Annotated in this window: 19 protein-coding genes; 6 read left to right on the top strand and 13 right to left on the bottom strand. The window is 74.1% G+C overall.

The window, feature by feature from the left end; translation table 11 throughout:
• Positions 1-79: 79 nt before the first annotated feature.
• Positions 80-1687 (top strand): MFS transporter, encoded by a 1608-nt coding sequence (locus tag ACZ63H_RS28680; protein WP_469869902.1) that lies wholly within the window; start codon positions 80-82, stop codon positions 1685-1687.
• A gap of 251 nt (positions 1688-1938) precedes the next feature.
• Here ACZ63H_RS28680 and ACZ63H_RS28675 read toward each other — a convergent pair whose 3' ends face one another.
• From ACZ63H_RS28675 to ACZ63H_RS28665, 3 genes are read right to left on the bottom strand one after another with little or no spacing between them, the layout of a single operon-like run.
• On the bottom strand, positions 1939-2217 hold the full coding sequence (locus ACZ63H_RS28675; RefSeq protein WP_469869900.1) for a hypothetical protein: 279 nt from the start codon (positions 2215-2217) through the stop codon (positions 1939-1941).
• A 1-nt stretch (position 2218) separates the two neighbouring features.
• Complete coding sequence (locus ACZ63H_RS28670) at positions 2219-3658, bottom strand: MFS transporter (RefSeq protein WP_469869898.1); 1440 nt, start codon at positions 3656-3658, stop codon at positions 2219-2221.
• Positions 3655-4863, bottom strand: coding sequence for a M20 metallopeptidase family protein (locus tag ACZ63H_RS28665; RefSeq protein ID WP_469869896.1), 1209 nt, complete (start codon positions 4861-4863; stop codon positions 3655-3657). Before ACZ63H_RS28665 ends, ACZ63H_RS28670 begins: the two co-directional genes overlap by 4 nt.
• Before the next feature lie 112 nt (positions 4864-4975).
• On the opposite strand from ACZ63H_RS28665, the gene ACZ63H_RS28660 reads away from it, so the two are divergent.
• Complete coding sequence (locus ACZ63H_RS28660) at positions 4976-6043, top strand: Lrp/AsnC family transcriptional regulator (RefSeq protein WP_469869894.1); 1068 nt, start codon at positions 4976-4978, stop codon at positions 6041-6043.
• Between the two features lie 266 nt (positions 6044-6309).
• On the opposite strand, the gene ACZ63H_RS28655 is transcribed toward ACZ63H_RS28660, so the two are convergent.
• On the bottom strand, positions 6310-7572 hold the full coding sequence (locus ACZ63H_RS28655) for an ATP-grasp domain-containing protein (protein ID WP_469869892.1): 1263 nt from the start codon (positions 7570-7572) through the stop codon (positions 6310-6312).
• A gap of 142 nt (positions 7573-7714) precedes the next feature.
• Between ACZ63H_RS28655 and ACZ63H_RS28650 the strand changes: the two genes are divergently transcribed.
• Complete coding sequence (locus ACZ63H_RS28650) at positions 7715-8674, top strand: LysR family transcriptional regulator (RefSeq protein ID WP_469869890.1); 960 nt, start codon at positions 7715-7717, stop codon at positions 8672-8674.
• Between the two features lie 146 nt (positions 8675-8820).
• On the opposite strand, the gene ACZ63H_RS28645 is transcribed toward ACZ63H_RS28650, so the two are convergent.
• Positions 8821-9639, bottom strand: a complete 819-nt coding sequence (locus tag ACZ63H_RS28645) for a triphosphoribosyl-dephospho-CoA synthase (RefSeq protein WP_469869888.1) — start codon at positions 9637-9639, stop codon at positions 8821-8823.
• 6 nt (positions 9640-9645) lie between these two features.
• Positions 9646-10620: an intradiol ring-cleavage dioxygenase gene (locus ACZ63H_RS28640; RefSeq protein ID WP_469869886.1), complete on the bottom strand. Its 975-nt coding sequence runs from the start codon at positions 10618-10620 to the stop codon at positions 9646-9648.
• Positions 10621-10886: 266 nt separating this feature from the next.
• Between ACZ63H_RS28640 and ACZ63H_RS28635 the strand changes: the two genes are divergently transcribed.
• A complete protein-coding gene (locus tag ACZ63H_RS28635) occupies positions 10887-12263 on the top strand; it encodes an MFS transporter (protein WP_469869884.1) in 1377 nt (458 codons plus the stop codon).
• Between the two features lie 72 nt (positions 12264-12335).
• Here ACZ63H_RS28635 and ACZ63H_RS28630 read toward each other — a convergent pair whose 3' ends face one another.
• From ACZ63H_RS28630 to lnt, 4 genes are all read right to left on the bottom strand, one after another.
• Positions 12336-14255 carry a helix-turn-helix domain-containing protein gene (locus ACZ63H_RS28630; protein WP_469869882.1) on the bottom strand — a complete coding sequence of 640 codons (1920 nt, stop codon included), beginning with the start codon at positions 14253-14255 and terminating at the stop codon, positions 12336-12338.
• Positions 14256-14376: 121 nt separating this feature from the next.
• Complete coding sequence (locus tag ACZ63H_RS28625; protein WP_469869880.1) at positions 14377-15285, bottom strand: 3-hydroxybutyrate dehydrogenase; 909 nt, start codon at positions 15283-15285, stop codon at positions 14377-14379.
• Between the two features lie 54 nt (positions 15286-15339).
• Positions 15340-15819 carry an NUDIX hydrolase gene (locus ACZ63H_RS28620; RefSeq protein WP_469869878.1) on the bottom strand — a complete coding sequence of 160 codons (480 nt, stop codon included), beginning with the start codon at positions 15817-15819 and terminating at the stop codon, positions 15340-15342.
• Between the two features lie 195 nt (positions 15820-16014).
• The gene (lnt, locus tag ACZ63H_RS28615) at positions 16015-17625 is read right to left on the bottom strand and encodes an apolipoprotein N-acyltransferase (RefSeq protein WP_469869876.1); all 1611 of its coding nucleotides are present in this window, start codon (positions 17623-17625) and stop codon (positions 16015-16017) included.
• 471 nt (positions 17626-18096) lie between these two features.
• Here lnt and ACZ63H_RS28610 point away from each other — a divergent pair, with 471 nt between their 5' ends.
• Entirely contained in the window at positions 18097-19047 is a 951-nt protein-coding gene (locus tag ACZ63H_RS28610) for an O-antigen ligase family protein (protein WP_469869874.1), read from the top strand.
• 65 nt (positions 19048-19112) lie between these two features.
• Here the strand turns inward: ACZ63H_RS28610 and ACZ63H_RS28605 are convergent, their stop codons facing one another.
• Both ACZ63H_RS28605 and ACZ63H_RS28600 read right to left on the bottom strand, forming a co-directional pair.
• Positions 19113-19655: a hypothetical protein gene (locus ACZ63H_RS28605; RefSeq protein ID WP_469869872.1), complete on the bottom strand. Its 543-nt coding sequence runs from the start codon at positions 19653-19655 to the stop codon at positions 19113-19115.
• Positions 19656-19747: 92 nt separating this feature from the next.
• A complete protein-coding gene (locus ACZ63H_RS28600; RefSeq protein ID WP_469869870.1) occupies positions 19748-20533 on the bottom strand; it encodes a glutamate racemase in 786 nt (261 codons plus the stop codon).
• Positions 20534-20573: 40 nt separating this feature from the next.
• On the opposite strand from ACZ63H_RS28600, the gene ACZ63H_RS28595 reads away from it, so the two are divergent.
• Positions 20574-21767: a glycosyltransferase gene (locus ACZ63H_RS28595; protein ID WP_469869868.1), complete on the top strand. Its 1194-nt coding sequence runs from the start codon at positions 20574-20576 to the stop codon at positions 21765-21767.
• A 21-nt stretch (positions 21768-21788) separates the two neighbouring features.
• Here the strand turns inward: ACZ63H_RS28595 and ACZ63H_RS28590 are convergent, their stop codons facing one another.
• Entirely contained in the window at positions 21789-23084 is a 1296-nt protein-coding gene (locus tag ACZ63H_RS28590) for a TerD family protein (protein WP_469869920.1), read from the bottom strand.
• Positions 23085-23391: the final 307 nt, after the last annotated feature.

Raw genomic sequence — 23391 nt, 5'->3', positions numbered from 1 at the left:
CATTGGTATACAGCGTGGTACTAGGTGACACGAATGACCGTACTTGCAAGCCGCGTCGGTACTTACGGAAGCTGAGAACATGACGGAGAGCAAGGCGCCCGCCGCGGCCGGATCAGCGGGCGGGAAGAAGAGTGCGGACCGCTCGACGAACACCGGGGGGCCGGCGCGGCCGGACCTCCCCGCGCGTCAGCGGTGGCTGGTCCTGGCCGTGGTGTCGGGCAGCCTCTTCCTGTGCGGCATCGACCTCACCGTCCTGCACGTGGCGGTGCCGAGCCTGAGCCGGGACCTGGAACCGAGCCCCGCCCAGTTGCTGTGGATCGTGGACGTCTACTCCCTGACGCTCGCCGCCCTCCTGGTCACCTGCGGCACCCTCGGCGACCGCATCGGCCGGCGCCGCATGGTGCTCAGCGGCTTCGTCACCTTCGGCGTCGCCTCCGCCGCGGCCGCCTTCTCGACCTCGACCGCACAGCTCATCGCGGCCCGTGCCGCGCTCGGCGTCGGCGCGGCGATGATCATGGCGTCCACCGTGGCCATCATCCGGGTGGTCTTCCCCGACGACCGCGAGCGCGCCGTCGCCCTCGGCATCTGGACCTCCGCGCACAGCGTCGGGGCCACCATCGGCCCGCTGGCGGGCGGTCTGGTCACCGAGAAATGGGGCTGGGGAGCGGTGTTCCTCATCAACGTCCCCATCATCGTGGTCATCCTGGCCGTCGGTGCCCGCGTCATCCCCGAGTCGCGCAACCCCGAACCCCGCCGCTGGGACGTGGCCAGCGTCGCGCTGTCGGTGGCCGGTCTGGCGGGCGTCGTCTACGCGCTCAAGCAGGCCGGCGAACACGCCGGGCTGAACACCGTGATCGTCGTCACCGGACTCGTCGGAAGCGCCCTGATCTACGCCTTCGTCCGGCGGCAACGGCGCATCGCCGAGCCGCTGCTGGACTTCACCCTCTTCCGCGAACGCCGTTTCACCACCGCCACGCTGTGTGTCATCGGCTGCTTCGGCAGCTACGTCGCCCTGCTGTTCTTCCTCACCCAGTGGCTCCAGCAGGTGGGCGGTTACTCGCCGCTGCGTGCCGGGCTCGCGCTGATGCCGCTGGCGGGCGCCAACGCCCTCGGCGCGGTCACGGCCCCCTGGGCGGCGAACCGGTGGGGCAACCGCTGGGCGCTGACCGGTGCGCTCTCCCTGTTCGCCGTCGCGTACGCCGCCATCGCGGCCGTCGGCGACACCGCGCACTACGGCGTCCTGCTCGTCCCGCTGCTCGCCGCGGGGTACGGCGCCGGCATCGTCATGACCCTGGGCGCCGATTCCATCATGGGTGCCGCGCGGCCCGAGCGGTCCGGGGAGGCGGCGGCCATCCAGGAGACGTCCTTCGAACTCGGCGCGGGACTCGGTGTCGCCGTCCTCGGCACCGTCCTGACCGCCGTGTACCGCACGGGCCTGCCGCAGGTGCCGGGCCTGTCCGCAGAGCAGCGGGCCCGGGCGCGGGAGTCGTTCGCCGCGGCGGAGGACGTCATGACACACGTGCCGTCCGGGACCGCCCGCGAGGTGCTGCACTCGGCGCAGCACGCCTACGACCGGGGCTTCACCGCGGTGTCCGTGATCGCGGCGGTGGGCCTGGCGGGCACCGCGCTCATGGCGGCGACCCTGCTCCGCCCCCGCCGGGGCACCGAGCGGACCGGCGGGCACTGAGCACCGGAGGGGGCGACCCGGCCCCTGCGGGGGACCGAGCGGCCCGGCGTGGCGGATACGGGCACGGCCGTCCCCCGAACCGGCCCTGCCGGCGTCGGACGAGGCGCCCGGCGACGCCTGAACCACCGCCCCGGACGCCCGCGGACCGCGGCGGATCGCTCACGCCGGACGCTCGATGCGGCACGACCCCCGGTCCGTGCCCGTGGCGTCGTGCGGGCGCGTGCCGGCCGGTACCGAACGCCGGTGATCGCCTACTGCCGGTGCGGCCGGGGGACGTTGATCACCATGGGGCGGAGGTGAAGTGCGCCCTCCTGGGAGAGGCTCGCCGCCTGGTCCTGTAGCTCGACGAGGAGTGTGTCGGCCCGAAGCTTCTTCGCCTGGGTCTTGCGGCTGTCGCCCGTGGCGTTCCAGAGGTCGATCGGATACCAGCCGACGATGTGGATACCCGCGTCCGTTCCCGCTTCCGGCAGGCAGCGACCCGCCAGCTGTTCCGCCTGAGCCGTCGGAACCCCGGGATTCCAGCCGGTCACCTCAGTCGTGTCCTGCTCGGCGGGCGACCGCCGATGCCGCCGCCGCCGCGAAGGCGATGAAGGCGCAGACCAGCCAGACCGTCACGTAGCCCGATTCGGCCGGTGCCCCGTCGCCCGGTCCCGGTCTCGCCGACGAGGCCAGCAGGGTGGCGATCACACCGCCCGCGACCGCGCCACCGAGCGTTTTGGCGTTGTTGTACAGGGCGGTGGTCACACCGGTACGGGACGGGTCACTGCTCTCCGCGATCACGGTGGGCAGGGCGCCCAGCGCCACTCCCGTCCCGAGTCCCGCGAGGATCCTCGCCGCCACCAACTGCCACAGTTCGGTGTGCAGGACGGCCGTGACCAGGAAACCGGCGCCGATCGTCACGAACGCGAGCACCAGGGCCGGGACGTAGCCGAGCCGTCCGGCGATGCGTGCCGTGAGCGAGGAGGTGACGACTGCCGTCACAGCCGCCGGCAGGGCCACGAGGGAGATCCCCAGCGCCGAGAGCCCGAAGCCGTACCCGGTGCGGTCGGGATCGGCGGCCAGGAACGTGGCGTCGGGCGACAGGCTGCCGAAGTACAGCACACCGAAGGCGGCCGCGCCCACGAAGAACGGCGCGACCCCCCGGTCGGCCAGCGCCCGGACGTCCACCAGCGGCGCCGTCGTGCGCCGTTCGACCAGCACCCACGCCATGGCGAGGACGACGGCGAGGAGCAGGCGGCCCAGCACCGCCGCGGACAGCCAGCCGTCCTCCTTCGCGGTGGAGACCCCGGACAGGAGCGACACCATGGTCAGGCTCAGCAACACCGCACCCGGCCAGTCGAGCCGGCCTTCGGCGGTGCGTGCCGACTCCGGGATGAGGAGGCAGGAGACGGGAACGCACACTGCGGCGAGCACCACCGGGACCAGCAAGGTGGTCCGCACGTCTCCCGTGACCTCGTCGACCGCGCCCATGACGACTCCGCCGAGCAGGGTGCCGAGGGCGAGGGCTCCGACGAGCCACGCGATCGCGGAGCGGGCCTTGTCGACCGGCAGCCGGTCGCGGACCAGGGCGATCTCCAGGGGCAGCAGGGCGGCCAGGGGCCCGAGCAGCACCCTGCCCACGATGAGCACCGGCGTGGTCGGGGCGAACGCCGTGAGCAGGGAGCCGGCGGCGACGCAGACGAGCACGAGGCGCAGCACCCTGCGGTGGCCGTGCAGATCACCCAGCCGGCCGAGGACCGGGACCGACACGGCGGCGGCGAGCAGTTGCGCGGAGATCACCCACGTCAGTTCGGCATCGGGGATGCCGAGTTCGTGCCCGATGTCCGGCAGCAGCGGGGTGATCCCGCCCTGGAGGAAGCCGCTCGTCAGCTCGAAGAGCACCAGCAGGCCGACGACGGCGCCCACGGACGCGGAACGCTCCGGGCTCGCGGCGGCCGTGACGGTGGAGGGTGTGGGACCGGTCGCGCTCACGAGCCCTCCTCGCCGGTTGCCCCAAGGCGGCCGGCGGCGAGTTCGGCGAGCAGTACGGCCGCGTGGAGCACGGCACGGTCGTCGAAGACGGCGCGGGGCGAGTGGTTGTACGGGGCCGCCGCCGGGTCGCGGTCCGGTGGGCAGGCGCCGAGGCCGAGGTACGCACCCGGCACCTGGTCCAGCACGAAGGAGAAGTCCTCGGACCCGGTCAGCGGTCGCGGCGCCTCGAACGCGCGGTCCGCGCCGAGGAGGTCACGTGCGGTGCGGAGCGCGAAGGCGGCCTCGGCCGGGTCGTTGACGGTGACCGGGTAGTTCTCCTCGTAGTCGATCGCGACGTCCACGCCGTGTGCGGCGGCGACACCGCGGACGGTCCGCTCGATCCCCGCCCTGACCTTCGCCTGGGTCTCCCGGGAGAAGGACCGTACGGTCGCCTCGAACTCGGCGCTCTCCGGGATCACGTTGCCCGCGGAGCCGGCGTGCAGCGAACCCACCGTCACCACCGCCGGGTCGAAGACGTCCACCGTGCGGGTGACCATCGTCTGGAGGGCCGTGACCATCTCGCACACGGCGGGCACGGGATCCTTCGCGGAGTGCGGTGACGATCCGTGGCCGCCCGCGCCGTCGACCCGGACCGTGACCGCGTCGGACGCCGCCAGCATCGGGCCCGGGCGGACGGCCGCGTATCCGGTGGGCAGAACGGCCGAGGTCACGTGCAGCGCGTACGCCGCCACCACCCGGCTCCCGGCGGCGTCGAGGACTCCCTCCTCGACCATCAGGGCAGCACCCCGCATGCCCTCCTCGCCCGGCTGGAACATGAGGACGACATCGCCCGTGAGCTCCTCCCGCCGCGCGGCGAGCAGCCGTGCCGCGCCCACGAGGCCCGCGGTGTGCAGATCGTGCCCGCATGCGTGCATCAGGCCCGGCGCCCCGGAGGAGTACGGGACGCCGCTGTCCTCCTGGACGGGCAGGGCATCCATGTCGGCGCGCAGCAGGACGGCGGGGCCCGGCCGGCCACCGCGGAGCACGGCGGTCACCGAGCTGAGCCGCTTGCCCAGCGTGATCTCCAGCGGCAGTCCGTCGAGCGCGTCGAGGACCTTCCGCCGGGTGAGCGGCAGGTCGAGACCCAGTTCGGGCTCGCGATGCAGGTCGTGGCGCAGCCGGACGAGGGAGTCTTCGTGGATGAGGGTGTCACTGAGCTGGAACATGGCGGGTATAGTGCCGATCCCTGCAACAATCGCCGCCCACATGCGGGAATCCTGCGGGAAGGGATGATCTTTTGCAGACATCCGCCGGATTCCGGAGCGTCAGGAGCCGACCTTGCTCGACGAGCTCGACTACCTCCTGGTGACCGCTCTGCAGATCGCGCCCCGCGCCGACTGGCAGACGATCGGCGACGTCCTCGGCCTCGACGCGTCGACCATCGCCCGCCGCTGGGGGCGGCTGACCCGCGCCGGTCACGCCTGGATCGGCGTCCACCCGAGGAGCCACGGGCACGGACAGTCGGTCGTCGCCTTCATCGAGGTCGACTGCGCGGCCGGCCGGCTCCACGAGGTCGCCGCCACGATCGCCGAGGACCCGCACGTGTTCAACCTCGAGCACGTCAGCGGCGGCCGGGACCTCCTCGTCACCGCTGCCTTCCACGACCAGGCCGAACTCGCCCGCTATGTCGGCTTCCGCCTCGGCGCGCTCGACGGGGTGGCCGCGTCCCGCACCCAGGTCGCCACCACCCTGCACACCGAGGGCAGCCGGTGGCGTCTCGACCGGCTCACCGAGGACCAGCGCCGGCGTCTCGCTCCCGCCGCGACCGCCGAGGCCCGGCAGGGGGGCGGCCGGCTGCTCCAAGGCCGCGACCTGGAACTCGTACGCGCGCTCAGCGAGGATCCCCGGCAGAGCGCCGTCCAGCTCGCCCGCCGTACCGGCCTCAGCCCGACCACCGTCCGCCGCCGTCTCGACCGGCTCGACGCCGAACGCGCCCTGGTCTACCGCTGCGAGGTCGCCCGGACCCTCTCCGGCTGGCCCGTGTCGGTGTCACTGTGGGCAGCCGTGCCGCAGAGCCGGGCCCCGCACCTCGCCGAACGCATCAGCGCCCTGCGCGAGATCCGCCTGTGCGCCTCGCTCTCCGGTCCGCACAACCTGTTGCTCGCCGCCTGGCTGCGCTCGGTCGAGGACATCGCGTCCTTCGAGTCGCGGCTCGTCGAGCGCTTCCCGGAACTCGTCGTCGCGGACCGGGCGCTGACCCTGTGGCCGATGAAGCTGGGCGGCCACCTCCTCGATCCGCAGGGCCGCCACCTGCGCGCCGTTCCTCTCGGTTTCTGGCGCGACCCGCGCTCCGAAGCAGCCGAGGCGAAGCTCCTCGACCGCCTGCGCACCGCGCCGGTGCCTTGACGGGTGCCGGGCGCGGCGAAGCACAGCCGGGATCCGACGCTCCGTGACGGCGATGTCTCCGGCCTGCCGAGCCGCCTCCGGCCGGCCGCCACCGGACCTTCCAGTGGCTGCGCACCGCTTTCTTCACGGCCCTCGCCGGGCTGCCGACCGCCCTGGGTCTCCGGCGGTCAGGCAGCCGGCTCCCCTGACGCGGCCGGGTGTGGCGGGCACGGAGGCGCTCCTCGCGGGTGACGGGCGTGACAGCCGGTGACAGGAGGCGAGCCCGGCTACTCGCGGCCCGAGGCGGCCACGTCGTAGAACGACGGGCCGTCCAGGTATCGGATCGTGTTGGCGTCCCGCAGGACGGTCTCCTCGCTCTCGTGCAGCAGGACCACGATCGCGGGGTAGCTCAGGTCGTCCACCGTGCGCCGGATCAGCTGTCCCGGTGCCACGGCCACCCGGACCTCGTGGAAGCTCTCGAGTGTGCGCAGCCGTTCCAGGTACGGGTAGCCGCGCAGCGTGCCGCAGAACGGGGAGACCAGGCCGACGAACGCGCAGTGCAGGGACCGCGGGTCGTCGTCCTTGTGCCGCGCCATGAACCGGTCGGGGTCCAGATAGGCGTCGACCGTCCAGTCGAGCTGCGAGGCCCCGCGGGCGAGTTGCGCGCAGCGTGGAAGGTGCGCACCGCCGATCCGGGCCCCCGCGTCCACCAGAACGGGACCGGAGGCGGTGATCTTGATCTCGACGTGGGCGGGACCGTGCCGGATGCCGAGCGCGTCCAGCACCTCGCCCGCGTACGCGGTCAGCCGGTCCTGCACCTCGCCCCGGCGCGGCATCAGGTACACGGTGTCCGGGAGGTCGGCCACGCCGTTGGCGGTGATCCGGGTGGTGCGCCAGATCTCGCAGACCCGGTGGACCCTGTCCCGGCTGACCGTGTTCACCATGTACTCGGTGCCGCGCAGGTACTCCTGGGCCACGGCGGCGGTGTTGCGCTCGGAGAAGACGTTCTGCGAACCGATGACCGCGCGGGCGGCAGCCGCCGACTCGTCGGGGGTGTCGCAGAAGTGGACGCCGTTGCCCGCCGCGCTGCGCAGCGGTTTGACGACGATCCGGCCGCCCACGGAAGCGTGCCAGGCACGCACCGCCCGCTTGTCGGTCACGAACGCCTGCCGGGCGGCGGCGAGCCCCGCCTGCCGCACCGTCTCGGTCATGAGGTACTTGTTGCGGCGCGCGCCGCTCAGCGCGGTGCCGTTGGTGGGCAGGCCCAGCAACTCGCTCAGCGCGTCGGCCAGTTCGACTCCTGTCTCGCCGCCGGGGACCACGGCGACGGGCCGGTGGGCCGCGACCGCGCGGGCCGTGGCGGCCAGGTCTCCTCGATGGACGATGTTGTCGCGGTAGTCCGACAGGTCGAACGGGCCCCGGTAGGCGGCGGGGACGTCCGGGGTGCTCTGCACCCGCACCACGGCCGCACCGCGCCGGAGGAACGCGTCGACCAGGCTCTTCGACAGCCTGTAGGAGTCGACGACACACACGAGAGGAGCGGCGGTCATATCGGCCTTTCTGCGGGGGGATGCGCCGAGTATGAGCGGGAGGATGGCGAAAAGGGGACCTCCCATCGGTCATAAGACCCGCGTTATGGCCACCCCGCCCGCGCTTCCCCGTCCCGCTCGTCTCTCTGCCTATGCTGGGGAGATGCAGCTGGAGTTGAGGCATCTCGAAGCTGTCCGCGTGATAGCGGAAGCGGGCAGCCTGGGGCGGGCGGCGATGCGGCTCGGAGTGTCCCAGCCGGCTCTCTCCGCGCAGCTGCGCCGCATCGAACAGGTCACGGGTGGCGAACTGTTCGTCCGCAGCAGACTGGGCGTCGAGCCCACCCCGCTGGGCGAGTTCGTGCTGTCCGCGGCGCGCCGGGTGCTCGGCGAGATGGACGCCCTGACCGCCGGGACGCGAGCCGCCGCACCGCATCCGACACTGCGGCTCGGATGCGTCGATCTCGTCCTGCTGGGCCGGCTGTTCGGGAACCTGGAGACGGAACTGCCCGGCCACGAGGTCGACGTCGCCGTCGAGCACTCGGTGACCACGCTCACCCGGATGCTCGGTGCCGGGCAGTACGACGCGATCCTGTACGGGGAGGTCGCCGACCACGAGGTGCCGCTGCCCGACAGCGCTGCGGCTCGCACCGTCATACCGAGAGAACCGGCCTGCGTGCGCCTGTCCGCCGACCACCCCCTGGCCGGGCAGGAGCAGATCGAACTCGCCGACCTGGCGGGCGAGACCTGGTTGACGGTGGCCGAGGACGACGACGGCGGGCCGGAAGCCATGGTCGGCGCCTGCGATCGGGCCGGCTTCACACCGAAGTTGCGCTACCGGATCGACGACCGCAAGATACGTTACGACCTGATCGCCGCCGGGCGGGTCATCTCCCTGAGCCAGCCCACCTCCCCGCCCACCGAGGGCACGGTGCTGCGCCCGCTGGCCGGCGACCCGCTCACCGGCCGCATCCGGCTCGCCTGGAACCGGTCCGCGGTCTCCGAACGGCGCGCGCGCCTGCTGTACCGGGCGGCGGGACGCGCGTACCTCGACAGCATCCCCGACAACACCTTCTACCGCGCATGGTGGGAAGCCCGCCCCGAACTCCACCCGGCCCTCGCCTGAGGTCACGGCGGTGGTGGGCCGGACCGCCGGGGCCGGCTTGTGGGCCCGGAGCGCCAGGCCCGGCGACTGTTTCGGAAGGCCGGGCAGCCGGATCACGTTGCCGTGACCCGGCTACCCGACCAAGGCGTGTCCGTGTTCACCGGCGTTCACCGGCCGGAAGTGAGGGCGTCCAGGAACAGGGTCCCCGCGAGCAACCCGGTACTGCCGCGAGGGCTCCACGAGCGGGCGCGGAGGTCGGCGTCCAGGGCGGTCAGCGCCTCGGCGCCCGTCGGTGCCGCGGTGCCACCCGTCTCCAGGACGGTACGGGCGCCCGCCTGGACGTGGCGCAGGCCGGCCGGACCCGCTGTGTACAGGAGTTCGGTGTCCTGCAGGGTGGCCATGACGGTGAGCAGGGCGTCGAGACGCGCCTGTGTCTCGGTGGCACCGGTCGCGCGGGCGGTTCGGAGCGCGGTGAGGGCACGCCGTATGTGCGGGAAGCCGGCGCGTGCCTCGCCGCGGGCGCCGGCTGCGCCGTAGGCCGCCGCCATGGTGGAGCCGTGTGAGGGGCGCCGGGGAGCACCGTGGTCGCGATGGGCGGCGAGTTGTTTCGCCGTGTCGGTGAGCCGGGAGCCCTGTGCGGTGGGGCCGAGTGCGGTGGCGGCGGTCAGCAGGCCGAGGGCCCACAGAGCGCCGCGGTGGCCGCCGCCGGCCCGGTTCACCGTATGTTCGGCGCACCGTCCGATCGCCCACAGTTCCGCGCACAGCGCCGGGGTGGGTGCGCCGGTGCGGCGGGCGGCGGCGGCCATGGCCGCGAGGCCGGGAGCGAGCGCTTTCGCAGACCACAGCAGGGCGCGGTGGTCCCGGCCGGTGGCGCGGACGGCGAGGTCGCGCGGGTCGGGCAGTCCGGGCTGTGGTGCCAGGGCCAGCTGCGCGAGCAGTGCGGAGACCGCGGTCCGTGCGAGCTTCTCGTCCTCGCAGCTGATCACGGGCGGCTACGAGGAGGTCGAGGCCGACGGGGCCGTCGTGCCGGAGGAAGCGTCGCTCGGCGGGGCCCCGGTGGGAGCGCCGCTCGGCGGGGTGCCGGTGGGGGCGCCGCCCGGCGGGGTGCCGGTGGGGGCGCCGCCCGCGCCGGTGTTCTCGGCGTCCGGGTCGACGCCAAGGGTGAGGAAGCCCGTGTAGCCCTTGGACGGGTCCTTCTTGTGGACGGCCTTCAGAGTGAGCAGCCCGCCGGCGGCGCCGGTGTCGTCGTACACCATGTCGTCGGCGAGCTTGGTGTAGGAACCGGTGTGCCGCGCGTACGGCTCCAGGGCGAAGATCTCTTGGGCGGTCTCGTCGTCGAAGAACAGCTGGCCCGTGAAGTTGACCTTGCCGCCCTCGTAGGTGCCGTCCCCCTTCTCACCGCCGGTGTGCACCTTGACGTGGATGTGGCAGGTGCGCGGGGTGTACCAGCCGGGGAAGATCGTCTCGAACTTGACGACACCGTTGCCGTTGGCGATCTGGTAACCGCGCAGGTACGTCTTGTCGTTCGCGGTGGAGCCGTCCTCGCTCTCGGCCGGGGCCGAACCGCCGGGGTTGGCGGTGGTGTACCCCGAGTAGTAGCCCCAGGCGTCACAGTGCCAGATCTCCACGGCCGCACCGGGAACGGGGGTGCAGCCGTCGGTGGCGTCGACGACGGTCAGGCGCAGGGTGAGCGGCACGCCCTTCTTGCCCTCGGTGATGTCCTTGCGTACCAAGGCGCCGTCGAGGTGGTACGGCCCCTCGGTGACGCTCGTCATCAACTGCATACAGGTGCTGCCGGACGACGCGGCGGAAGCCGATGCCGAGGTGTCCGTGGCGGTGGCCCTCGTCGTGTCGGCGAAGGCGGACTGGTAGCCGGTGAAGGCCAGCCCGCCCACGGCCACCGTGCCTCCGGTCACGGCGATGGCTCGGCGGCGGGTGATGGACCGGTCGATGTGTTTTCCCGTCATGCCGGGAACCTACGAACCATGGCTATGGGCCGAATAAGGCGACGCCAAGAACGGCCTGTCAATGGACCGCCGTACGGAACACCGCGGTCACCGGATGGAGACCCGCACCCGGCCGCCGTGAACACCCCCTCCCCGCCCCGGCATGGTGGCCGCACGCATACCCGCCCCCAGAACTATGGTGCCCCACCACATGTGCCCCTGACCTGCGGCTTCCTACCGTGTGCCGACACGTACCCGTCCCCACCGCACACGAGGAAGTGGCGCACATGGCATCCGGAAACACCGCTCCCCCGCCCCCCGCGAGCCTCCCGAGGATCGTCGCCGCCAGCCTCATCGGGACCACCATCGAGTGGTACGACTTCTTCCTGTACGGCTCCGCCGCCGCGCTGGTGTTCAACAAGTTGTTCTTTCCGGGCTCCGATCCCCTCGTCGGGACGCTGCTGTCGTTCCTGACGTACGCCGTCGGCTTCGCCGCCCGCCCGCTGGGGGCGCTGGTGTTCGGCCACTACGGTGACCGGCTGGGGCGCAAGAAACTGCTGGTGCTCAGCCTGGTGCTGATGGGCGGGGCCACCTTCGCGATCGGACTGCTGCCCACGCACGCCACCGTCGGCAGCGCCGCGCCGCTGCTGCTCACCGCGCTGCGGCTGGTGCAGGGCTTCGCGCTCGGCGGCGAGTGGGGCGGAGCCGTCCTGCTGGTGTCGGAGCACGGGGACGCGCGGCGGCGCGGTTTCTGGGCGTCGTGGCCGCAGACCGGCGCCCCGGCCGGGCAGTTGCTCGCGACCGGTGTGCTGTCGCTGCTCACCGCCGTACTGTCCGACGACGCCTTCGGCAGCTGGGGCTGGCGCATCCCGTTCCTGCTCTCCGGGGTGCTCGTGCTCGTCGGTCTGTGGATCCGGCTCTCCGTCGACGAGTCCCCCGTCTTCAAGGAGGCTTTGGAGCGGGCCGAGGCACGGCGGGCCCAGGCGGACGAGCAGCCGCCGCTGGTCTCCGTGCTGCGCCACCACTGGCGGGACGTCCTGGTGGCGATGGGCGCCCGGATGGCGGAGAACATCAGCTACTACGTCATCACCGCGTTCATCCTCGTCTACGCCACCACCTCGGCCGGCGTCTCCAAGCAGACCGCGCTCAACGCCGTACTCATCGGCTCCGCCGTGCACTTCGCCGTCATCCCGGCCTGGGGCGCGCTGTCCGACCGGGTCGGGCGGCGGCCGGTGTACCTGCTGGGCGCGGCCGGTGTCGGGCTGTGGATGTTCCCGTTCTTCGCGCTCGTGGACACCGGGTCGTTCGGCTACCTGATCCTGGCCGTGACCGTGGGCCTGGTGCTGCACGGCGCCATGTACGCGCCGCAGGCCGCGTTCTTCGCGGAGATGTTCGCGACCCGGATGCGGTACTCGGGCGCGTCCATCGGCGCCCAGTTCGCTTCCGTGGCGGCCGGCGCGCCCGCACCGCTCATCGCCACCGCGCTGCTCTCCGACTACGACAGCTCCACCCCGATCGCGCTGTACGTGATCGGCGCCGCGGTGCTGACCCTGGTCGCCGTGGGGCTCGCGCGCGAGACGCGGCACCGGGATCTGGGCCGGATCGCGGACGAGGACGTCGAACCCTCCGGCGCGCGCCCGGCCGCCCGGGCCCGGACGCGCTGACCGGCAGCCGCGGCCCGTGCCCGCACCGGCCCCGCCCGCACCGTCACCGGCCGGCCCCTCGCACGGGGCCGGTCAGTGCCGCGCCGCCCTCGACAACCGGTGGAGTCTCAGGGCCAGTTGTATCTCCAGGGCGCGGGCCGGGCTCTGCCAGTCGGCGCCCAGCAGGCGGCCCACCCGCTCCAGTCGCTGCGCCACCGTGTTCACGTGGACGTGCAGCGCGTCCTTGGTGCGCGCCGGGCTCATCCCGCCCTCGAAGTAGGCGGCGAGGGTGCGCACCAGTTCCGTACCGCGCCGTTCGTCGTACGACACCACCGGGCCGATGGTCCGCTCGACGAAGCCGGCGACGTCCCGTTCGCCCGCGAGGAGCAGACCGAGGAAGCCGAAGTCCTCGGCCGCCGCGCCGTCCCCGGCCCGGCCCAGCAGGCGCAGCGCGTCCAGGCAGCGGCGGCCCTCGGCGTAGGCGGCGGCCACCGCCTCGGGATGCCGGGCGAGGTCGGTGACGGGAGCGGAGGCGCCGACGGTGACCGGCTGGTGGACGGCCGTGCCCAGGTGGCGGGCGGTGCGGCGGGCCACCTCGGTGGCGCTGTCGGCGGCGCCGAGCGGCAGCAGCAGGACGGTGCCGCCGTCGCGGGCCGCGGCCAGGCCCTGCCGGGTGGCGGCCAGGTGGGAGGCGGCCGACCACAACCGGCGGCGGGCCGCGGCCTCCTCGTCGGCGTCGGCCGCCGGGCCGTCGAGGCGGGCGGCGAGCACGACATGGGTGGCGTCCAGGTCGGCCCGGAGGCGGCCGGCGCGTTCGCGCAGCAGGCGGGGGTCCCGGTCGCGCGCGTCGAGCAGGTCGTCCAGCAGCTCGCCGCGCACCCGATGTTCGGCCTCGGCGGCGGAGCGGCGGGCGAGCAGCAGCAGGGAGGTGACCATCGCCGCCCGCTCCAGAGTGCGCTGGTCGACCGGGTCCAGGCCGGGGTGGCCGCGCAGCACCAGGGCGCCGAGGAGTTCGCCGCCCGCGGCCACGGCGGCGATCCAGTCCTTGCCGTGCCGTACGGCGTGTCCCTCGGCGCGGGACGCCTCCAGCGCCTCGGCCGGTGCCGCCGCGGCCTCGGCGAACGTCACGGTGCCGTCGAGGACCTGGGAGACGGCGGCGGCCACGTCGTGGACCCCGCCGCCGCGCAGGACGAGTTCGGCGAGCCGGTCGTGGACCTCCGAGGCCCGCTCGATGACGGCGCTGCGGTCCCGGATGATCTCGTTGGCGCGCTCCAGGCCGGCCAGGGCGGTGCGGGTCTCGGTGAGCAGGTTGGCGGTGTCGATGGCCGCCGCGGCGAGGGCGGCGAAGGAGCCGAGCAGGGCGATCTGCCCGCGTTCGAAGACCCGTGCCCGCCGGTCGGCCGCGAACAGGACGCCGATCACGTGCGGGCCGAGCATCAGGGGCACGCCGAGGATGGCGACCAGGCCCTCGTCGCGGACGCCGGCGTCGATGGCGTGCGTGTGCTGGAAGCGGGCGTCCTCGAAGTAGTCGTCGGTGACGTAGGGCCGCGCGGTCTGGGCGACGAGTCCGCCGAGCCCTTCGCCCATGCCGAGGCGCAGTTGCTGGAAGCGGGCGGAGACGGAACCCTCCGTGACCCGCATGTAGGTGTCGCCGCGGGCCGGGTCGTTGAGGCTGAGGTAGGCGACGTCCGTGCCGAGCAGGGAGCGGGCGCGCTGCACGATCGCCTGGAGCACGGCGTCCACGTCGCGCAGTCCGGCGAGGTCGTGGGCGGTCTCGAAGAGCGCCGAGAGCTCCGCCTCGCGCCGCCGCCGTCCCTCCAGTTCGGCGCGCACGCGCAGGGCGAGCAGTCTGGCCTCCTCCAGCGCGGCGATCCGGCCGGCCGGCTCGGCGGCGGCTCGGGCGCGCAGGACGGGCTGCTCGAAGGCCTCTACGGAGGCGTCGCGGGCCAGCAGGTCGAGGTACGGGACCTCGGCGCTGCCGACGGGCGCCGGCTGGAGGTGATCGCGGGACATGGTCACAGGATTCCGTATCGGCCACCGGCCCGGCAGGCCTGTGGAAAACTCCCGGGGCCGGTGGTGCCGGGCCGGTCGGCGGGCCGTTGGTCCGCCGTCCGGGGCGAGCGCGGCGGGCCGGTCAGTGGGCCGTCCACCCGCCGTCCAGGACGAGCGAGGTACCGGTGACGAAGGACGCCTGCGGGCTGCACAGATAGGCCACGGCCTCGGCGACCTCCTCGGGTTCGATGAGCCGCCGCAGCGCGCTGTCCTTCAGCAGCACCTCGGACACCACGCGTTCCTCGGGGATGCCGTGCGCCCGCGCCTGGTCGGCGATCTGCTTCTCGACCAGCGGGGTGCGCACATAGGCGGGGTTCACACAGTTCGAGGTCACACCGTGGGCGGCGCCCTCCAGCGCGGCCGTCTTGGACAGTCCTTCCAGGCCGTGTTTGGCGGCCACATAGGCGGCCTTGTAGGCCGAGGCGCGCAGCCCGTGGACGGAGGACACGTTCACGATCCGGCCCCAGCCTTGCGCGTACATGTGCGGGAGGGCGCCGCGGATGAGGCGGAAGGGGGCCTCCAGCATCACGGTGAGCACCGTGTGGAACACCTCGGGCGGGAACTCCTCGATGGGCCGTACGAGTTGCAGCCCGGCGTTGTTGACCAGCACGTCCGCGCCGGCGGCGGCGCGCTCGGCGGCGTCCAGGTCGGTGAGGTCCACGACCCGCGGCACGACGGCGCCCGGGAGGCCGCCGGTCCGCTCCGCCTCCCGGACCAGCTCGTCCAGGCCCTCCTCGTCCCGGTCGACGGCGCGCACCTCGGCCCCGGCGGCGGCCAGCCGCAGCGCGCAGGCACGGCCGATGCCGCCGGCGGCCCCGGTGACGAGCGCGGTCCGGCCGCCGAGGTCGAGGGCGAGGGGCCGGGGCCGGGGGGCCGGACCGGGCGCGGGGGCGGACCCCGGCGCGGGCGCGGGTCCGGTCCCGGGACCGGAACCGGGCGTGCGGGCGGCGCCGGGCGGGGAGGCGGCGGGCAGAGGGGTCGGCGAGGTCATGGGCCGACCCTAAGCGGAAGCCCATCCTCACCACATATGGTCGCCACCCATACTTCAACCGACACTCATAGGGTCGAACCATGTGGGGGCATCGGACATGGCCTGCTTGATCCGGAAGAGGCCGAACTCGTTCAGCTCGGGCAGCGCGTCCACCGCGAACCAGCCGACCTCCAGCGACTCGTCGTCGTTGACCCGGGCCTCACCGCCGACCGCCCGGCAGCGGAGGGTGATGTCCATGTACTGGCAGACGTCGCCGTTGGGGTAGGTGACCGGCGGCAGTGCCTGGACCAGGACCACCCGCTCGGCCACACAGCGCACCGCCGTCTCCTCGAAGACCTCCCGCACCGCGCAGGCCGCGGGCTGCTCGCCCGGCTCGGGGATGCCGCCGATCACCGACCACTTGCGCGTGTCCGTCCGCCGGCCGAGCAGCACCCTGCCCTCGTCGTCGAAGACGATCGCGCTGATCCCGGGCAGCCAGACCAGCTGCTGCCCGGCGGAGTCCCTGAGCGTGCGGAGGAAATCGGGGATAGCCATGATCCGACCCTAGCGGCCGGCACCGCGCCCCCGGCCGTTTCCCGGGTCGTACGACGGCCGTACCCCGCACGCGACCGTCCCGGGCCGGCAGCTCCCGCGGCCGGACGGCAGGGCGTGCGCCCCTCCCCCGCCGGCCCGTCGGCCACGCGGCAGGGCGTACACCGCCCGCACGCCGCCCCGTGACCGGGCGCGCGGTTACGCGTTCCCGGTGCGCCGGGCGCGCAGGCCGGAGCCGATCGCCCAGCCGACGCCGCCCGCGGCGGCCAGCACCAGCGCCAGCTCCGGCAGGGTGCCCAGCTCGGTGGCGGGGGTCGTGGACGTGCGCAGCGGCACCTTCTGGACCAGGTAGGCGGGCACGAACATGCCGGTCTTCTGGGTGATCCGGCCGTCCGGCAGGATCACCGCGCTGACCCCGCTGGTCACCGGCACGGTCACGGTGCGGCTGTGCTCGACGGCGCGGACGCGGGACATGGCGAGCTGCTGGTAGGTCATCTCGCTGCGGTCGAAGGTGGCGTTGTTGCTCGGCACGGAGATCATCTCCGCGCCGTGCGTCACCGTGTCGCGCACGGCCCAGTCGAAGGCGGCCTCGTAGCAGGTGGCGAGGCCCACCTTGGTGCCGGCGAGGTCGAACACGCCCGGCTCGGTGCCCGGGGTGAAGTCCTGGCGGGCCATCTCGGTCCAGCTCTTGTTGATCGCGCCGACGAGCGAGCGCAGCGGGAGGAACTCGCCGAAGGGCTGGATCTGCCGCTTGTCGTAGGTCTGCGTGGGGCCCTTGGCCGGGTCCCAGAGGATCTGCTCGTTGAACAGCTTGCCGTCCCGCTCCACGACCCCGCCGACGGAGACGGGCACGCCGATGTCCCTGGCCGCCTGGTCGATCACGGCGGCGGCGTCCGGGTACTCGAAGGGGTCGATGTCGGAGGAGTTCTCCGGCCACAGCACGTAGTCCGGTCTGGGCGTCCTGCCCGCGCGGACGTCGGCGGCGAGCTTGTGGGTCTCGCGCGCGTGGTAGTCGAGCACGGCCCGCCGCTGGGCGTTGAACTCCAGGCCGGCACGCGGCACGTTGCCCTGGACGAGCGCCACGGTCGCGGTGCCCTTCTCGGCCCGGTCGCTCACCAGCGCGCGGGCCGCGAGCGCGCCCCCCACGGGCACGGCCACGCTGAGCAGCGCGGCGGTCGCGGCGGCGCGCCGTACGGTTTGGGTGCGCCGCCGCTCGGCGATCAGCCGCCCGGCCTCGTACAGGCCGAAGCCGCACAGGACCACCGCGAAGCCGAGCACGGGCGTGCCGCCCACCGCGGCGAGCGGCAGGAAGACGCCGTCCGCCTGACCGAACGCGATCTTGCCCCAGGGGAAGCCGCCGAAGGGCACGCGCGCGCGGGCCGCCTCGCCCGCCGTCCACAGGGCGGCGGCCCACACCGGCCAGGCGGGCAGCCGGGAGACGGCGGCGACACCGACGCCGACCAGGGCGACGAAGACCGCCTCGGCGGCGACCAGGGCCAGCCAGGGCAGGGGCCCGACCTCCACGCTCGTCCACACCAGCAGCGGCAGCAGGAAGCCCAGCCCGAACAGGTAGCCGAGGCCGAGGGCGGCCTTCCAGCCCCGGCCGCGCAGCACCCAGCCGAAACCGGCGAACGCGGGCAGGGCGAGCCACCACAGGGTGCGCGGCGGGAAGCTGACGTAGAGGAGCACTCCGCAGAGCACGGCGGCGACGGCCGGGACCAGGCGCATCAATCGGCCACGGCGCGTGGAGGACGCGGGGCGCGGCCGGAGCCGGTCCGGCTGGTCCACGGAGGTTGCGGTGACGGTCACCCGGGTGAGTGTACGGCGGCCCGCGCCCCCCTCGACAGCGGCCATCGGCGCCCGCCACCGGCCGCTCACCAGCGACGACCTCGGTGAGCCGGTGCCGTGGCGAGCGCCGGGCCGCTCCGCCGCCCACCGCGGAGATGCCGGGCCGAGGGACGGTCGCGGTGCGTGGCCGGCCGGGGCCGGCCGGGCGCCCGCCCCGGCCGGTCGCGCGCCCGCCGTGCCCGGCCGGGGCGGGTGCCGGACCAGCGCAATCATGCCGTTCCTCCGCATCTCGTCCCCAAAACGCTCCACAGCCGTTACGGTGTGCCCAGCCTCGGCGGCCCGGCCGGTCACCGGCCCGCGGCCGGGGCCTGCCAAGGTCGGGGGACCGGGTACGAGGGGCGACGGGTGGGGTCGACGGGGACGCAGTCCGCGACCGGTACGTGCGGTGCGGATGCCTTTTGCGCGCGAAGAAACGTTTCCGACGGGACGGGCATGATCCTGTTGGGAGCCTGCGCCGGGTGGTCGCTGATCACCGCGGCGGTCCATGGCGGGCGGCCGGAGGGCGTGCTGCTCGCGGTGCTCGCCCTGGCCGCGGGGTATGCGGGGGGCCGGGTGTCCGGCGCGCTGCTGCCGGTGGCCGCGCCCTGCGCCGGCGCGGCGGCGGGGCTGGTCCTGGCGGTGACGCTGCCCCGGCTCTCCCCCGGTCCCTGGTACGCCGGCCCGCTCGGGCCCGTCGGCGGCACGGCCGCGCTGCTGGCGCTGGCCGCCGGGGCCGCGTGCTGTGCCGCGTGGGCGACGGGGGTACCGCTGCTCCGGCTCGGGCTGGCGGCGCTGGCCTGCGCCACCGTGCCGGCCGGGCTGCTGCTGGGGTCGCCGGCCGGGTGCGTGGCCGGCGGGGCCGTCCTGCTGTGCTCGCTGGCCGCGGGCTCGGCGCGCGGCCGGGGCTGGTGGCTGGCGGGGCTCGCGGGGGCGGCCGTCGTGGTGACCGCCGTGATCTGGGCGGTCGCGGCGGGCGCGGTGCCCGGAGGGCTCGCCGGGGCGTTCGGCGGCTGGTTCCCCGCGCACCGGGTGCCGCAGTGGCAGGACGCCCTGCGGCTGGCGGGCCACCACCGCGGCCTCGGCGTCGGGCCCGGCCGGTTCGGCGAGCCGGCCGGCATCGGGGCGCCGGCGCTGCCGGCCGACGGCAGACCGCACTCGGCCCCGTTGCAGCAGGCGGCCGAACAGGGCCTGGTCGGGGTGTCGCTGCTGGCCGCGGTGTTCTGCTGGGTCCTGTACGCGCTGTGGCGCACCGCCCGCCCCACACCGGTGGCCCTCACCGCGGGCGCGGCCCTGACGGCGCTGGCCGCGCTCGCCTCGGTGAGCAACGCGCTGAGCTTCACGCCGGTGACGGCGGGCGCCGGCCTCCTGGCGGGCTGGGCGACGGCCCGGCCGTGGTCACCGTGACGCGCGCGCCGGGAGCCCCGTCGGCGGCACGCCACCCGGCCGTCCCGCCCGCCCGCGCGGCCGTCTCAGCCCGCCGTCCCCGGCCGGATCGTGCGGAGGCGGTCCCTGATGAGCCGGACCGCGGACTCCGCGTTGTCCACGGTGATGGTGAAGGTGTGGCCGTCCCACAGGCGCAGCACGATGCCCTCGCCGCGGCGGACGACGACGGCGGTGCCCTTCTCGGGACGCCAGCGGTAGCCCCAGCCGCCCCACTGCCGGGGGGTGACATGGGCGTCGAAGTCGGCGCCCGCCACGTGCGAGAGCGGGATGCGGCGGCGCGGGAGCCCGATGTGGCCGCAGCGCACTTCGAGGCACTCCCGGTCGAGCTTGAGATCGACGTGTACGAAGGCGAGCGTCCCGAAGAGCACCAGCAGGCCGGCCGCGATGCAGCCGACGACGGACATCGCCAGCGCGGCGATGCCGGACGTCCAGGCCGAGTCCACGGCCAGCTCGATGCCGAGCGCCATGCAGGCGGCGCCGACGAGCGCGAACAGCCACTGCACCCGGTTGGTGGCGCGTCCCTTCCAGACCGGGGGGAGCTTTCCGTCGGCGGCGGGGTGGTCCCTCATGCCTATGAGGTTACCCGGCTTTCACCGCCCGGGGAGGGTGCAGCGCACGGCGCACGGCCCGGCGGCGGGCGGGCGGGTGCCTGCCGCGCCGGTCAGCGGACGGGGCTGACGGAGCGCAGGAAGCGGCCTTCGTCGTAGGACAGCGCCGTGTCCGGGAGCGTCGCCTCGCGGCCGCTCAGCAGCACGGTGAGGGTGGTGTCGGCGACGGCGTCCGGGGCCGCTTCCACCCCGATCCGGCGCAGTGCCTGGGCGGCCACCGCCCCGGCGGTGCCGTGCAGCACGAGCGGCGGGCGGCCGGGCCGCTGGACGGCCGCGCGGATGCGCTCCGCGACCAGCTCGTAGTTGGTGCAGCCGAGCACGAGCGTGGTCACGTCGTCCGGGGTGCGGGAGGCGGCCGAGGCGATCGCGGCGTCGATCGCGGCGTCGTCGGCGTGGTGCACGGCGTCCGCGAGGCCGGGGCAGGCCACCTCGGTCACGGCGACGCCGTCGGCGAACCGCTCGATCAGGCCGCGCTGGTAGGCGCTGCCCGTGGTGGCCGGGGTCGCCCAGATCGCGACGGGCCCGCCGCCCGCGGCGGCCGGCTTGATCGCCGGTACGGTGCCGATGATCGGCAGCCGCGGCTCGAAGCGCGCCCGCATCGCGGGCAGGGAGTGCACGGAGGCCGTGTTGCACGCGACGATCAGCACGTCGGGGTCGTGCGCGGCGGCGGCCCCGGCGACGGCGATGGCCCGCTCGGTGATGTCTTCGGGAGTGCGCGGTCCCCAGGGCATGCCGTCCGGGTCCCAGGACAGCACCAGATCCGCGTCGGGCCGCAGCCGGCGTACCGCGGCGGCGGCGGGGAGCAGGCCGATTCCGGAGTCCATGAGCGCGATCTTCACCCGGCCACGATAGACGATGCCCTCTCACGGGCCCGTGCCGGTGGGGCAGACTGCCGCCGTGGACGCGTACTTGTGGATCACCGTCGTATCACTGGCCGCCTGGGCCTGGCTGCTGCTCGGCCAGGGCTTCTTCTGGCGCACGGACGTCCGGCTGCCCCCGCGCCGGGAACCGGGGGCGTGGCCGTCGGTCTGTGTGGTCGTCCCGGCCCGGGACGAGGCCGCCGTGCTGCCGGACAGCCTGCCGTCGCTGCTGGCGCAGGACTATCCGGGGCGGGCCGAGGTCTTCCTGGTGGACGACGGCAGCACGGACGGCACGGGGGAGCTGGCCCGGGAGCTGTCCCGGCGGCACGGCGGGCTGCCGCTGACGGTGGGCTCGCCCGGTGAGCCGCCGGCGGGCTGGACGGGCAAGCTGTGGGCGGTGCGGTACGGCATCGGGCTGGCGCGCGCGCGTGACCCGGAGTACCTGCTGCTGACGGACGCGGACATCGCGCACGCGCCGGACAGCCTGCGCGAGCTGGTGGCGGCGGCCGGGGCGGGCGGCTTCGACGTGGTGTCGCAGATGGCGCGGCTGCGGGTGGCGAGCCTGTGGGAGCGGCTGGTGGTGCCGGCCTTCGTGTACTTCTTCGCGCAGCTGTATCCCTTCCGGTGGATCGGCCGGGAGGGCTCGCGTACGGCCGCGGCGGCGGGCGGGTGCGTCCTGCTGCGCACGGACATGGCGGAGAAGGCGCGCATCCCGGACGCCATCCGGCACGCCGTGATCGACGACGTGGCGCTGGCGCGGGCGGTGCGGGGCGCGGGCGGCCGGGTCTGGCTGGGGCTGGCCGAGCGGGTGGACAGCGTGCGGCCCTATCCGCGCCTGCGCGACCTGTGGCGGATGGTCTCGCGCAGCGCCTACGCCCAGCTGCGGCACAACCCGCTGCTGCTCCTCGGTACGGTCGCCGGGCTGGCGCTGGTGTACCTGGTGCCGCCGGCCGCCGTGGCCGTGGGCGCGGCCGGCGGTGACGCGGCGACCGCGCTCGTCGGGGCGGCGGCGTGGGCGGTGATGGCGGGGACGTACCTGCCGATGCTGCGCTACTACGGGCAGCCGCTGTGGCTCGCGCCGTTGCTGCCGTTCACCGCGTCGCTGTACCTGCTGATGACGGTCGACTCGGCCGTGCAGCACTACCGAGGGCGCGGGGCCGCCTGGAAGGGCCGTACCTACGCCCGGCCGGACGCCGTGCCCGAGGAGGGCTGAGCCCGGCCGGGGACGGGCGGGTCACTTGCGGCCGGGCGTCCAGTTCATGCCCCAGCCGTAGGCGCGGTCCATGGTCCGCTGCGGGCTCGAACCGCGCTCCGGGACCAGGTACCGCGCCTCGCGCCGGACGAGGAGGTCGCCGCCGGTGTTGGTGATCAGGGCCAGCGCGCACACCGGGGAGGCGACGGTGCACTCGTCGAGCGAGAACTCGATGGGGGCGCCGTGCTGCGGCTGGAGGGTGACGGTGGCGTTCAGGTCGGCGAAGGAGCGGGCGCCCTCGTAGATGGTGACGAAGACGAGGATGCGCCGGAAGTCGCCCGTGTGGTCGAGGTTGATGGTGAGGTTCTCGCCGCGGGCCACCGCTCCGGTGCGGTCGTCGCCGTCGAGATGGATGTACGGCGGCCGGTTCAGCGCGCCGAAGGCGTTGCCGAGGGCCTGGACGACTCCCTTGCGGCCGTCGGCGAGTTCGTACAGCGCGCACAGGTCGAGGTCGACGCCGCCCTGGCCGCTCAGCCGGTTGAGCCAGCTCGTGGACTGCTTGCGCATCTGCCAGTTGAGGTTGACCCGCATGGCGCCGGAGGTGCCGCCCTGCTTGGCGAGCGAGACGGAGGGGGCCGCCTTGGTGAGCGTGACCTTGGACAGCCGGACCGGCGGGGCGGCGGGCGGCGGTGGCGGGACCGCGGCGGGAGGCGACGGCGGGACCGGTGCCGACGTGGGAGGCGGCACCGCGGCGGGGGCCGCCGTGGGGCGGGGCGGCGGGGTGACCGGGGCGGCTGCCGCGGGGGGTGCGGCACGCTGGGGTTCGTCCACGGTGATGCCGAAGTCCCGGGCCAGTCCCTCCAGTCCGCTGTCGTAACCCTGGCCGACGGCCCGGAACTTCCAGCCGCCCTGGCGGCGGTAGAGCTCGCCGAGCACGAAGGCCGTCTCCACCGTCGCGCCGGGGTTGTCGAAGCGGGCGACCACCCGGCCCGAGGCGGCGTCGGTCACCTCGATGTACAGGTCCGGTACCCGTCCGAACGTGCCGCCGTCGGCGGAGGCGGCGAGGACGATCCGCTCGATGCCGTCCTCCACGCGCGCGAGATCGGCCAGCAGGGTGTCGGTGACGCGTTGGCCGGTCGTCCGCTTGCCCTCGTGGCGTACCGCGCCGGAGGGATGGGCGGGCTGGTTGTAGAAGACGAAGTCCCCGTCGGAGCGGACCTTTCCCGAGGCGAGCAGCAGCGCCGAGGCATCGGCGTCCGGTACTCCGGGCCCGGCGCGCCACCCCAGTTCGACGCGCAGCGCCGCGGTCGGCACCTGCGTGTTGGACCCCTTCAGCATGGTCATGTCCGCCCCCATCACATGTCGGCTCGGCGCGTTTCGCCCTTCGGTCCGGATCTTCTCGGCCCGTGCGATCCTCACCCGCACAACCTATTCCGGGCCGCGGAGCGCGCCCGGGAACGGCACAGGAAGATCGCCGGTCAACCGTCGGTAACACCGAAGGAACTCGGCCTTTACACGATCCAAACGTCGAGCAGTGTCCCTTTTTGCCATGTTCGCTCGTATTGGGGTTGTCAGGCTACCGACGACACGGAAAACAACCCTCTTATCGGTCTCCCCAACCAGCACATCGTGGGCTTAACTTATG

The sequence above is a fragment of the Streptomyces sp. NPDC104831 genome (genome assembly GCF_055583025.1).
The sequence above is the reverse complement of the archived record's forward strand: the minus strand, read 5'-3'. Positions and strand labels throughout refer to the sequence as shown.

Coding starts and splice junctions, on each gene's coding strand:
- ACZ63H_RS28680 (WP_469869902.1), top strand. CDS start 80: ATGACGGAGAGCAAGGCGCCCGCCGCGGCCGGATCAGCGGGCGGGAAG.
- ACZ63H_RS28665 (WP_469869896.1), bottom strand. CDS start 4,863: ATGTTCCAGCTCAGTGACACCCTCATCCACGAAGACTCCCTCGTCCGG.
- ACZ63H_RS28655 (WP_469869892.1), bottom strand. CDS start 7,572: ATGACCGCCGCTCCTCTCGTGTGTGTCGTCGACTCCTACAGGCTGTCG.
- ACZ63H_RS28650 (WP_469869890.1), top strand. CDS start 7,715: ATGCAGCTGGAGTTGAGGCATCTCGAAGCTGTCCGCGTGATAGCGGAA.
- ACZ63H_RS28640 (WP_469869886.1), bottom strand. CDS start 10,620: ATGACGGGAAAACACATCGACCGGTCCATCACCCGCCGCCGAGCCATC.
- ACZ63H_RS28635 (WP_469869884.1), top strand. CDS start 10,887: ATGGCATCCGGAAACACCGCTCCCCCGCCCCCCGCGAGCCTCCCGAGG.
- ACZ63H_RS28630 (WP_469869882.1), bottom strand. CDS start 14,255: ATGTCCCGCGATCACCTCCAGCCGGCGCCCGTCGGCAGCGCCGAGGTC.
- ACZ63H_RS28625 (WP_469869880.1), bottom strand. CDS start 15,285: ATGACCTCGCCGACCCCTCTGCCCGCCGCCTCCCCGCCCGGCGCCGCC.
- ACZ63H_RS28620 (WP_469869878.1), bottom strand. CDS start 15,819: ATGGCTATCCCCGATTTCCTCCGCACGCTCAGGGACTCCGCCGGGCAG.
- ACZ63H_RS28610 (WP_469869874.1), top strand. CDS start 18,097: ATGATCCTGTTGGGAGCCTGCGCCGGGTGGTCGCTGATCACCGCGGCG.
- ACZ63H_RS28605 (WP_469869872.1), bottom strand. CDS start 19,655: ATGAGGGACCACCCCGCCGCCGACGGAAAGCTCCCCCCGGTCTGGAAG.
- ACZ63H_RS28590 (WP_469869920.1), bottom strand. CDS start 23,084: ATGCTGAAGGGGTCCAACACGCAGGTGCCGACCGCGGCGCTGCGCGTC.